Annotated in this window: 9 protein-coding genes; 2 read left to right on the plus strand and 7 right to left on the minus strand. The window is 73.4% G+C overall.

Annotation, left to right across the window (positions count from 1 at the left end; translation table 11 throughout):
- Positions 1 to 22: 22 nt before the first annotated feature.
- The 3 genes from meaB to ACO1BR_RS18845 are packed head-to-tail and all read right to left on the minus strand — an operon-like array spanning position 23 to position 5197.
- Positions 23 to 1027: a methylmalonyl Co-A mutase-associated GTPase MeaB gene (gene meaB / locus ACO1BR_RS18835; RefSeq protein WP_426796226.1), complete on the minus strand. Its 1005-nt coding sequence runs from the start codon at positions 1025 to 1027 to the stop codon at positions 23 to 25.
- Positions 1028 to 1037: 10 nt separating this feature from the next.
- Entirely contained in the window at positions 1038 to 3305 is a 2268-nt protein-coding gene (scpA, locus tag ACO1BR_RS18840) for a methylmalonyl-CoA mutase (protein ID WP_426796227.1), read from the minus strand.
- Positions 3305 to 5197, minus strand: a complete 1893-nt coding sequence (locus tag ACO1BR_RS18845; protein ID WP_426796228.1) for a methylmalonyl-CoA mutase family protein — start codon at positions 5195 to 5197, stop codon at positions 3305 to 3307. The genes scpA and ACO1BR_RS18845 overlap by 1 nt, the downstream gene beginning before the upstream one ends.
- A 245-nt stretch (positions 5198 to 5442) precedes the next feature.
- Here ACO1BR_RS18845 and ACO1BR_RS18850 point away from each other — a divergent pair, with 245 nt between their 5' ends.
- A complete protein-coding gene (locus ACO1BR_RS18850) occupies positions 5443 to 6732 on the plus strand; it encodes a hypothetical protein (protein WP_426796229.1) in 1290 nt (429 codons plus the stop codon).
- Between the two features lie 18 nt (positions 6733 to 6750).
- Here the strand turns inward: ACO1BR_RS18850 and ACO1BR_RS18855 are convergent, their stop codons facing one another.
- From ACO1BR_RS18855 to ACO1BR_RS18870, 4 genes are all read right to left on the minus strand, one after another.
- On the minus strand, positions 6751 to 7152 hold the full coding sequence (locus ACO1BR_RS18855) for a DUF1992 domain-containing protein (protein WP_426796230.1): 402 nt from the start codon (positions 7150 to 7152) through the stop codon (positions 6751 to 6753).
- A 74-nt stretch (positions 7153 to 7226) separates the two neighbouring features.
- Positions 7227 to 7859, minus strand: a complete 633-nt coding sequence (locus tag ACO1BR_RS18860) for a hypothetical protein (RefSeq protein WP_426796231.1) — start codon at positions 7857 to 7859, stop codon at positions 7227 to 7229.
- Positions 7856 to 9523: an ATP-binding protein gene (locus ACO1BR_RS18865; RefSeq protein ID WP_426796232.1), complete on the minus strand. Its 1668-nt coding sequence runs from the start codon at positions 9521 to 9523 to the stop codon at positions 7856 to 7858. Before ACO1BR_RS18865 ends, ACO1BR_RS18860 begins: the two co-directional genes overlap by 4 nt.
- Positions 9520 to 10224, minus strand: coding sequence for a response regulator (locus ACO1BR_RS18870; RefSeq protein WP_426796233.1), 705 nt, complete (start codon positions 10222 to 10224; stop codon positions 9520 to 9522). Before ACO1BR_RS18870 ends, ACO1BR_RS18865 begins: the two co-directional genes overlap by 4 nt.
- A gap of 157 nt (positions 10225 to 10381) precedes the next feature.
- Here ACO1BR_RS18870 and ACO1BR_RS18875 point away from each other — a divergent pair, with 157 nt between their 5' ends.
- Positions 10382 to 11176, plus strand: coding sequence for a polysaccharide deacetylase family protein (locus tag ACO1BR_RS18875; RefSeq protein ID WP_426796234.1), 795 nt, complete (start codon positions 10382 to 10384; stop codon positions 11174 to 11176).
- Positions 11177 to 11250: the final 74 nt, after the last annotated feature.

The raw sequence follows: 11250 nt of genomic DNA on the forward strand, positions 1-11250 counted from the left end.
GAGTAGCGGGACCCGTACGGGATCACCCTCCGGCGCCGGGATCCGCGAGCCCGAACGCCGCCAGCAGCCGTTCCGCCGCCAGGGTCGCGGTGATCTCGCCGTCGCGGACCGCCCGTTCGATGTCGGGCCCCAGCCGGCGTACCTCCGGATGGTCCTGGAGGCGGTCGATCAGCCGGTCGCGGACCATCGACCAGGTCCAGTCGACCTGCTGCGCGCGGCGCCGTTCGGCCAGCGCGCCGGTGGAGTCCAGCAGGGTGCGGTGCTGCTCGATCCGCTCCCACACCGCCTTCAGGCCGGTGCCCTCGCGGGCGCTGCACGTGAGGACCGGCGGGGTCCAGACCGCGTCCGCAGGCTGCAACAGCCGTAGCGCACCGGCCAGTTCGCGGGCCGCGGCGCGGGCGTCCCGCTCGTGCGGACCGTCCGCCTTGTTGACGGACACCAGGTCCGCCAGCTCCAGTACGCCCTTCTTGATGCCCTGCAGCTGGTCGCCGGTGCGGGCCAGGGTCAGCAGCAGGAAGGTGTCGACCATGTTGGCGACGGTGGTCTCCGACTGGCCGACCCCGACCGTCTCCACCAGAACGACGTCGTAGCCCGCGGCCTCCATCACCACGATCGACTCGCGGGTCGCCCGCGCCACCCCGCCCAGCGTGCCGGACGTCGGGGAGGGGCGGACGAACGCCGCGGGATCGGTCGCCAGCCGCTCCATCCGGGTCTTGTCGCCCAGGATGGAGCCGCCGGTACGGCTGGACGACGGGTCGACGGCGAGCACCGCCACCCGGTGCCCCAGGCCTGTCAGCAGCGAGCCCAGCGCGTCGATGAAGGTCGACTTGCCGACGCCCGGGACGCCGCTGATGCCCACCCGGCGGCCCGCACCGGAGTACGGCAGCAGCCGGATCAGCAGCTGCTGGGCCGCCGCGCGGTGATCGGGCCGGGTGGACTCGACCAGGGTGACCGCGCGGGCGATCCAGGCGCGGGAACCCGCCCGGACCCCCTCGGCATACCGGTCGACATCGATCCTCGCAGGCATGACCCCCCGCTCACAGCTCGTGGCCGAGGACCGCCGCCAGGTCCTTCACCAGGTCGTGGGCCGCGTCCGGGATGACCGTGCCGGGCAGGAAGACCGCCGCGGCGCCCATGTCGCGAAGCGGCTGGACGTCCTGCGGCGGGATCACCCCGCCGACCACGATGGTGATGTCCTCCCGGTCCTCCGCGGCCAGTGCCTCGCGCAGCGCGGGCACCAGGGTGAGATGGCCGGCCGCGAGCGAGGAGACGCCGACGATGTGGACGTCGGCCTCCACCGCCTGGCGGGCCACCTCGGCCGGAGTCTGGAACAGCGGGCCGACATCGACGTCGAAGCCCAGGTCGGCGAAGGCCGTGGCGATCACCTTCTGGCCGCGGTCGTGGCCGTCCTGGCCCATCTTGGCCACCAGGATGCGCGGCCGGCGCCCCTCGGCGCGCTCGAACTCGGCCACCAGGTCCCGGGTGCGCTCGACACCGGAGGACGGGCCCGCTTCGTCTCGGTACACACCCGAGATGGTACGGATCTGGCCCGAGTGGCGTCCGTAGACCGCCTCCAGGGCGTCGGAGATCTCACCGACGGTCGCCATGGCCCGCGCCGCGTCCACCGCGAGCGCCAGCAGGTTGCCCTCAAGTCCCGTACCGGGGCCGGACCGTGCCGCCGCGGTCAGCGCCCGCAGCGCCGCCTGGCAGGCGTCCTCGTCGCGCTCGGCCCGCAGCCGCTCCAGCTTCTCGATCTGCTGGGCGCGCACCGCGGAGTTGTCGACCTTGAGGACCTCGATCTCCTCGTCCGTCTCCACCCGGTACTTGTTGACGCCGATCAGCGCCTGCCGCCCCGAGTCGATCCGCGCCTGCGTACGGGCCGCCGCCTCCTCGACCCGCATCTTCGGGATGCCCGCGTCGATCGCCTTGGCCATGCCGCCGGCCGCCTCCACCTCCTCGATGTGCTGCCAGGCCCGGCGCGCCAGATCGTGGGTGAGCCGCTCGACGTAGGCGCTGCCGCCCCACGGGTCGATGACCCGGCAGGTGCCCGACTCCTGCTGGAGGAACAGCTGCGTGTTGCGGGCGATCCGCGCCGAGAAGTCCGTGGGCAGCGCCAGCGCCTCGTCGAGGGCGTTGGTGTGCAGCGACTGGGTGTGGCCCTGGGTCGCGGCCATCGCCTCCACACACGTCCGGGTGACGTTGTTGAAGACGTCCTGCGCGGTCAGCGACCAGCCCGAGGTCTGCGAATGGGTGCGCAGCGAAAGGGACTTGGGGTTCTTCGGGTCGAACCGCTGGACCAGCCGCGCCCACAGCAGCCGGGCCGCGCGCAGCTTGGCGATCTCCATGAAGAAGTTCATGCCGATCGCCCAGAAGAAGGACAGCCGCGGGGCGAAGGAGTCCACGTCCATCCCCGCCGCCTGACCCGCGCGCAGATACTCGACCCCGTCCGCGAGCGTGTACGCCAGCTCCAGGTCGGCCGTCGCACCCGCCTCCTGGATGTGGTAGCCGGAGATCGAGATGGAGTTGTAGCGCGGCATCTTCTGCGAGGTGTACGCGAAGATGTCGGAGATGATCCGCATCGAGGGCTGCGGCGGATAGATGTAGGTGTTGCGGACCATGAACTCCTTGAGGATGTCGTTCTGGATGGTCCCGGCCAGCTTCTCGGGCGGTACGCCCTGTTCCTCGGCGGCCACGATGTAGAGGGCGAGAACGGGCAGCACCGCGCCGTTCATCGTCATCGACACGGTCATCTTGTCCAGCGGGATGCCCTCGAAGAGCTGCCGCATGTCGTAGATCGAGTCGATGGCGACACCCGCCATGCCGACGTCGCCGGTCACCCGCGGGTGGTCGCTGTCGTAGCCGCGGTGCGTCGGCAGGTCGAAGGCGACCGACAGGCCCTTCTGGCCGGCGGCGAGATTGCGCCGGTAGAAGGCGTTGGACTCCTCGGCGGTGGAGAAGCCCGCGTACTGCCGGATGGTCCAGGGCTGGTTGACGTACATCGTCGGGTACGGACCGCGCAGATACGGCGCGATGCCCGGATACGTGCCCAGGAAGTCCAGCCCGTCGAGATCCGCCTCGGTGTACAGCGGCCTGACGTCGATGCCCTCCGGCGTCTCCCAGGTCAGGTCCGCCGCGCTTTTGCCGGTGGCCTGCTGGACGGCCTGTGCCCAGCGGCCCACGTCGCCGGAATCCGTACCCGCCCCCTCCAGCTCCACCGTGCTGAAGTCCGGGATGGCGCCGGCCTGCGCCGGGGTGCCGAGCGGCGATCCGCCCACGGCGCCCGCCTGCCTTGCCGTCTCCTTCATCACGCCACCTCCGTGACATCCAGGGCCGAGGTCAGCACCTCGACCGCGTCGCAGCCCGCGAACACGAACGCGTCCACACCGGCCGCCACGAACTCCTCCCGGCGCTCGCCCGGCCTGCCCGCCAGGTGGACCAGCACCGCCCCGGCCGACTTGAGGGCGGCCGCCACCTCGGCCGCCTGCTCGCCGTACACCGCGTCGCTCGCGCACAGGCAGGCGATCCGCGCCCCGCTGGCGGCGAACGCCCCGGCCACTTCCTCCGCGGTCACCGGCGACGGCCCCTGCACGGTCTCGATCCCGCCCGCCTGGAAGAGGTTGGCGGCGAACGCCACCCGCGCGGTGTGCCCCGCCACCGGCCCCAGCGCGGCCAGGAACACCTTCGGCCGGGCGCCGTCGGCCGCCAGCCGCGCATCGGACCGCGACCGCAACGCCTCGTACGCATCGTCCCTGCGCACCCGCGGCAGCCCGCCGGGCCCCCGGCCGGCCGGTGCGGGGGCCGGCTCGCGGTGCACCGGCGGCTCGGCCAGATGCGGGAACTCGCTGACGCCGGTGATCGGTTCGCGGCGGTGCGCCAGGTCCTCGCCGCGCCGCCGCCAGGTCGCCGCCAGCCGGTCGCCCAGCATCCCGGAGCGCAGCGCCGCGGCCTGGCCGCCCGCGCCCTCGATCTCCTGGAAGAACTCCCAGCCCGCGCGGGCCAGTTCGGCGGTCAGCTGCTCCACGTACCAGGAGCCGCCCGCCGGGTCGATCACCTTCGACAGATGCGACTCCTCCAGCAGCACCGACTGGGTGTTGCGGGCGATCCGCCGGGCGAACGCGTCCGGCAGGCCCAGCGCGGAGTCGAACGGCAGCACCGTCACCGCGTCCGCGCCGCCCACGCCCGCGGACAGCCCCGCGACCGTGGTGCGCAGCATGTTCACCCACGGATCCCGACGGGTCATCATGACCGTTGAGCTGACGGCGTGTTGACGCTGCGCGGCGGCACCCGGCGACACTCCGCAGACCTCCGCGACCCGCGCCCACAGCCGCCGGGCGGCGCGCAGCTTGGCGATGGTCAGGAACTGGTCGGCGGTGGCGGCGTAGCGGAACTCCAGCTGCCGGCAGGCGTCGTCGATCCCCAGACCGGCCTCGGTCAGCTGCCGCAGATAGGCCACGCCGGTGGCCAGCGACGCGCCCAGCTCCTCGGCCGCCGAACCGCCCGCCTCGTGATACGGCAGGGCGTCGACGGCCACCGCCCGCAGCCGGGGCACCTCGCCGGCGCAGCGCACGGCCAGCCGCGCGGTCGCCGCCAGCAGGCCCGGCAGCGCTCCGTCGTCGCCCGTACGGGCCAGCACGCCGAGCGGATCGGCGCCCAGAGAGCCGCCGCCCTCCGGCAGCGCCGCACCGGACTCCCGGTACAGCTTCAGCAACTCCTCGGCGGCGGCCTCGAATTCGGCCCCCGCGTCCAGCACCACCGGCGCCAGGTCCAGATAGACGCCGCGCAGCGCCTCCGCCAGCCCCGCCACCGGTACGCCGCCGTCGCCGACGGCCAGCCACACCGAGGTGACGCCGTTCTCCAGATCGGCGAGCAGTGCCTCGTTCACACGCCGCGGATCGGTGCCGGCCTGGCGCTGGCGGACGTCCCACCCGGAGACGGCGGTGCCCTCGGGGCGTCCCGCCCGCAGGAACGGGGGGAAACCGGGGTGCCCGAGGGCGCCCGGGGCGTCCTCGGCGGTATACAGCGGGCGGATGCGGATCCCATCCTGGAGATCCGTGGCGAGCGCGTCCTCGGCGGCGGCACCGGCGGCCTCGACGACGCCCGATTTGCGCAGCACGCCTTCGACGAGACGCTGCCACTGCGCTCGATCGGCGTCCGGGAAGGCGGCGGCCAGGGGGAGTTCGGGGGACTCGGCGGTCATGGCAGCAGGCTAGGCGAACGACCGTTAGCTGGAGCAGGGGCAACCGCTGTGACCTTGCACTCGTTGCCCCGGCCGGCTCCGGCGCGCTACAGGAATCCGCCCCTCCGCACCGTTGTCAACCCCCGGGACGGGCGATTTCCGCCGCCGAGACCGCAACGCCCCGCCCGCCACCGTGTCGGCCGGATGACCCGGATTGCCGGTCTCCGCAGCGGTAGCGTGGGCCCGGCACCACACCGAGGAGCGGAATGCCCAGGCCGACCGTCACCCGCACCACGATCGCCGCCGTCCCCCTCCTGCTGATCCTGCTGCTCACCGCCGTCGCCCTGCTGGTGCCGGCGCTGCCGCCGGCCGCCCCGGACCGCGCCGTCTGCACGGGACGCACCCCCGTCTCCTGGTCCGCCGACCCGGTACCCACCGACGCGTTCGCCCGCTACGGCGACGACAACACCCGCACCGACGACTGGACCGGCGGCGACGGCACGCACTCGGTGCGCCTCCCGGACGGCCGCACCCTCTGGCTGTTCTCGGACACCTTCCTCGACCGGGTCCACCCACCGCCCAACCCCCAAGGCCAGCCCTACAGTTGGCGCACCGCGGACAGCGGCGGTACCCCCTACCTCCGGCACAACTCGCTGGTGGTGACGTCCCCCGCGGGCCGCCCGGAGCGCACCCTCACCGGCGGCGGCCCGACCGCCCCCGGCCCGTTCTTCCCCGACCCGCCCGGCGGCGGCTGGCGCTGGCCGGTCCACGCGCGCGTGGAGCCCCGCACCCCCGGCTCGCCCGAGAAGGTGGTCCGGGTCCTGCTGTGGAACCGCGTCCCCGGCACCGGCACCTGGGTCTTCGGCGTGCCCCAGGCCACCGAGGTCGCCACCCTCTCCCTGCCCGGCCTCCACCTGGAGGGCATCAGCCGGACCGTCGAGGCGGCCACGGTCGCCGACCCGGGCCGCCGCGTCCTCTACGGCGCCGCGGCCGTCGCCGACCGCGGCCGGACCTATGTCTTCGGCGGCGACGACCCGCCCGGGTCCCCCGCCGACAGCGCCTATCTCGCGCGGGTCCCGGACGGGCGACTCGCGGACCGCGGGGCCTGGCTCTTCTGGGACGGCGCCCACTGGCAGCGGCGGCCCGAGCGGGCCGCGCCCGTACTGCGCGGCGGCGGCCGGCGGGGCGTCGGCAGCGCCTTCACCGTCGTCCGCGACGGTGCGACCTGGCTGCTGTTCACGATGGACACCCCCGCCGGCGGCACCGCCGGCATCCGCACGATCACCAGCTACTGGTCCTGTTCGCCCCAGGGGCCCTGGCACGGCCCCAACGGGCGGATCACCCCGCCGCGGCCCGCCGGCCCCGACCCGGGGCACATCGCCGTCTACAACCCGCAGGCGCACCCGGAATTCACCGCCGGCGGCGCCGTGCTGCTCAGCTACGACGTCAACTGGCTCGGCCCGCCGGGTGTCCCCGCCGACCCGCAGGTCAACGGCGATGTCGCGCTCTACCGGCCGCGCTTCCTGCGCGTGCGGACGGCGCCCGCACAACCCTGAAGCGGGCCCCCGCGTCGCTCAACTCCCGTGCTCCTCCCGCCACTTGGCGGCCCGCTCATCGATGTCGAACGGGACGAGGTTGAGCGGCGGACCGTCCAGCGGCGCGGCCAGCGCCGCCCGGATCCGGTCGTTGATCTCCGTCAGGATCCGGCGCAACGCGGCCTCGCTCGGCGCCCGGTCGGCGGCGGCCAGCGCGTCCTCGGCCTCCTTGCGCAGCACCAGGCTCGCCGGCAGCAGCGAGAGGTGCTCGCGGCTCATCTTCTCCTTGATCCACCACATCTCGTCATAGGGCCGGTCGAGGTGGGGGAGGGGCTTGCCGAACCCGTCGAGATCTTCGAACGCGCCGCGCTCGGCCGCTTCGCGGATCTGCTTGTCGGTCCAGCTCTCGAAGCTGATACCCGGGGGTTTGCGCTCGGTCATCGTGTGCGTCTCCCGAGAGTGCGGGGCCGGTTCGGTCCTCGTCTCCACCGTAGCGCGACGGGCCCCGCCGGAGGTCAGCCGGCCGGGCTCGGGCTGCCGGCGACGCCCCCGGTCCCGCCGGTGTCGGTCGGGGTCGGCTGCACCACCGGGAAGGCGTTGTTGCCGCCGCACACCATCGGCCCGACGCGGACGCTCCCGCCGACCAGGGTCACGATGACCTGGCCGGGCGGCTTGTTGCCGGGGACCCGGGCGTTGGCGGCGGTGCACACCAGCTGGTTCATCGAGGCCGGGTCCAGCAGCTTGGCGTTCACCGGCAGGGTGATCACGACCGTGCCCGGACCGGTGTCGGCGGTCACCGGCCCCGCGAACTTCGGCACCACACTGGAGAGTCCGCGCATCCGCTCGGCGTGGTTCGGCCCCGCCATCAGCAGCTGGATCGCCTCCCCGGGGTCCACCGGAGCCTTCGCCGGGCGGGTCGCCGAGCGCAGCCCGGACGGGCCGTAGAAGAACAGCTGGACATTGTCCGCGGGCTGGCCCGGCGATTTGACGCCGGTCGCCGGCTCACCGGCGTCGATGACGTCGGTGGGCTCGATGCCGCAGCCGGCCAGCACTCCGGCGAGCACGGCCCCCAGGGTGCCCAGGACGATCCGCCGGCCCCTCGCGGCGGGCACGGCGCGGCGGGCGATCACGGTACGGAGGGCGGTCATGCGGTGTCGTTCTCTTTCCCGCCCGCGGGGCGCTCGCCCGCCGGGCCGTCTGCCTGGTCGTCCTGCGCGCCGTCCGGCGCCGTGTCCGCACGGGCGCCACCGGCGGGGGACCCGCCGGCGGTCGGGCGGTCGGCCCCCGGCGAGCCGTCCGGTGTTCCCCCGCCCGGTGCGGCGTCGTCCGGTGCGGCGTCGTCCCGCACCGGGGCCGGCCGCACCGGCAGCTCCACGGTGAACACCGCGCCGCCGTCGGGGGAGTTGGCGGCGCGCAGCGTGCCGCCGTGCAGCCGGACGTTCTCCTGCGCGATGGCCAGCCCCAGCCCGCTGCCCTCCGACCGGGCGCGCGCCGAGTCCGCCTTGTAGAAGCGGTCGAAGACGTGCGGCAGCACCTCGGGGGCGATCCCGGGGCCGCTGTCGCGGATCTCGATCAGCAGCCGGCCGGCGCCGGGCTCCGGCGCGTGCAGCACCACCCGGACCGGCTCCCCGCCGTGGTGCAGGGCGTTGCCGACGAGATTGGCGACCACCACGTCCAGCCGCCGCGGGTCGAGCCGGGCCCGCACGTCGGCCGGCAGCTCCGCCGCGACCCGCTGCTGCCAGGCCCTGGCCTGGAGGGTCTTGCGGATCGTCTCGGCGACATCGACCTCGTCCAGATGGAGCGCGGCGGCCCCGGCGTCGAACCGCGAGACCTCCATCAGGTCCTCCACCATCCGCACCAGCTTCCCGGTCTCCTGGCTGATCAGCCGGACCGCGGAGGCGGTGTCCGGGTCCAGTGAATCGGCGTCCTCGTCCAGTACGTCGGTGACCGCCGCCATCGCCGCCAGCGGCGTGCGCAGCTCGTGCGAGACATCGGCCGCGAACCGCCGGGAGTTCGCCTCCATCCGGCGCAGCTCGGCCATGCTCTCCTCCAGCCGCGCCGCCATGTCGTTGAACGTCCTGGACAGATCGGCGAGTTCGTCGGCGCCCTTGACCTCCAGGCGGGTGTCCAGCTTGCCCTCGGCGATCCGCCCGGCGGCCTGCCGCAGACCCCGTACGGGCCGCAGCACCCCGCGCGCCGCGACCAGCGGCAGTATCACGGCCAGCGCGAACGCCGGCAGCGCGCCGCCGCGCGCGGCGCTCACCAGCGCCTCGACATTGGCTTCCTCGGCGCTCAGCGGCAGCTGCGCGTACACCGTCAGCGCGGACGCCGCACCGTCCGACTGGCGCACCGGCATCCCGATCAGCAGCCAGGGGTCGCCGTCGCGGTCGATGCGCTGGAAGACCGGCACCCGGCGCTTCTCCACCGAGTTCTTGAAGTCCGTCGGCACCGCCATCTCGCGCCGCAGCCCGCCCTGGTCACTGTCCGGGACGCCGTTGTAATGCACGGTGATGTCCCAGTCGCGGGACTTTCCCGACCGCTCCAGCTGCACCCGGAAGAAGTCCAGGTCCGACTGGGACGGCGGCACCGCCAGCTCCGGTGCCAGCGAATTGACCTGGGCGCGCAGGTCGTTGACCGCCCCGTCCTGGGACCGCTGCAGGATGGCGTTGCGGGCCTCGCGGTAGGTCAGCCCCGCGGTGGTCAGCGCACTGACCGCGGCCACGAGCAGGAACGCCACCACGAGCCGGGCCCGCAGCCCGCGCGGCACGGAGAGCGCCGGCAGCAGGCGGCCCAGGCGGCCCGTGCGGTTCACAGTGGCCCGAAGCGGTAACCGAACCCGCGGACGGTCTGGACGTAGCGGGGGCTGCGCGGGACGTCCTCTATCTTCGTCCGCAGCCGCATCACACAGGCGTCCACCAGCCGCGCGTCGCCGTGGTAGCTGTGCTCCCAGACGTGCTCCAGCAGTTGCTGGCGGCTGAAGACCTGCCCTGGGGTCGCGGACAGGAACAGCAGCAGCTTCATCTCGGACGGCGCCAGCGCCAGGTCCTGGCCGCCCTTGGTGACGACCAGGCCGGCCCGGTCGATGGCCAGTTCGCCGTAGGACTCCACAGGAGAGGGCCCCGGCTCGATGGCCGGGGCGCCGTCGGCGGGCAGTGCCGTACGCCGCAGCACCGCGCGGATCCGGGCCTCCAGGACCTCACCGCGGGCCGGCTTGACGATGTAGTCGTCGGCACCGGCCTCCAGCCCGAGCACCACGTCGAGGTCGTCGCCGCGGGCGGTGAGCATGATGATCGGCAGCTGCCGCTCGGCGCGGATCAGCCGGCAGATCTCGAAGCCGTCTTTACCTGGCAGCATCAGGTCCAGCAGTACGATGTCAGGGCGGAAGCCAGGCAGTGACGCCAGCCCTTCCTCGCCGCTCGCCGCGGCGGCCACCTCGTGGCCGCGCCGCCGCAGTGCGAGGCTCACTCCGTCCCGCACGGCGGCGTCGTCCTCGATCAGAAGTACTCGTGGCATGGGTCCAGTATCAATAAGTTTCATGATGGATCCGTAACAGGCGCATCCTGTCCCGAGTCCTGTGCATCTGTGGGGGTGTAGGCGGCGACAGTGCGAGGGCGCAGGCACCGCCGCCGAGGTAGGCAGACCAGCAGAGCATATGAGGGCGGGATCGAACATGGCAGGGCGCTTCGGGGCGGGACGGCGATTCTTCGGGATAGAGAGCGGCATCATCGGCGTGACCACGGCGGCCGTGGCGTCACTGGCGGTTGCGGGGGCCTTCGCCTTCCTCCAGCCCGGTGCCACCGCCAAGGCCGAGGCCGACACCGTTGATGCCGCGAAAGCCGCCCAGCCGGCCCGCAGCGCACCCGTCGACCCGTCGATAGTGCACGCCTCGGACCGCCCGGGCCGCAGCCTGAACATCACCATCGACGACGGCCCGGACCCGGTCTGGACCCCGAAGGTGCTGGAGGTCCTGAAGAAGTACGACGTCAAGGCGACCTTCTGCATGATCGGTCCGCAGGCCAAGGCGCACCCCGACCTCGTCAAGAAGGTGGTCGCCGGCGGGCACCGGCTCTGCGACCACACCGTCAACCACAACACCGCCATGGACCACCGGTCGGAGAAGTACCAGTCCGAGCAGATACTCGGCGCCCAGAAGATGATCGAGGACGCGGCGGGCGGCGCCAAGGTCGACTACTACCGCGCCCCGGGCGGCGCCTTCACCCCGTACAGCCGCAAGCTGGCCGCCGATCACGGCATGCGCCCGCTGGGCTGGAACGTCGACAGCAAGGACTTCGAAGGCGGCAGCGTCGCCAAGATAGAGGCGACCGTCCGCGGCGAACTCCGCAACGGCCCGACCGTCCTCTTCCACGACGGCGGCGGCAACCGCGCCCGGACGGTCGCCTCCCTGGACCGCCTCCTGCCGTGGATGAAGCAGCAGGGCTACGGCTTCGGCTTCCCGCAGCGGTAGGTCCCGGCGGACGGTGCGCGGGGCCGGGTGGCCGGCGCACCGCGGCTGGTACGGATATGCGGAACGGGCCGGCG

Origin of the sequence: Streptomyces sp. YGL11-2 (assembly GCF_050054615.1) — a bacterium.
Taxonomy (GTDB): Bacteria; Actinomycetota; Actinomycetes; order Streptomycetales; family Streptomycetaceae; genus Streptomyces.